We start from the raw sequence: 232 nt of genomic DNA, 5'->3' as shown, positions 1-232 counted from the left end.
GTCGTAGAGACACACGCCGCACGATCAGTTCCGGAGTCGATCTTGACCAACGTCAACCCCACCGAACTCGCAGTAGCCGTCGCCGGATTCGGCTGGATGGGCCGAGTGCACACGAACGCAGATCTCCGTCAGCGCCACCACTTCCCGGAAGCGCCGCCGATCCGTCTGGGCGCCGGCGCCGACGAGGTACCTGGCCGCGGCGCGGAGGCCGCCGCCCAATTCGGGTGCGGCG

1 pseudogene is annotated in these 232 nt (G+C 69.0%); it reads left to right on the top strand.

The features are described from left to right. Positions 1-42: 42 nt before the first annotated feature. Positions 43-232 (top strand): annotated as a pseudogene (locus QM806_RS41165) (Gfo/Idh/MocA family protein); the annotation flags it as partial.

Origin of the sequence: Rhodococcus sp. IEGM 1351 (assembly GCF_030056875.1) — a bacterium.
In the GTDB taxonomy this organism is placed as follows: Bacteria; Actinomycetota; Actinomycetes; order Mycobacteriales; family Mycobacteriaceae; genus Rhodococcus_F; species Rhodococcus_F opacus.
Note: the sequence above shows the minus strand (reverse complement) of the source record. Positions and strands in the feature narration are given on the sequence as shown.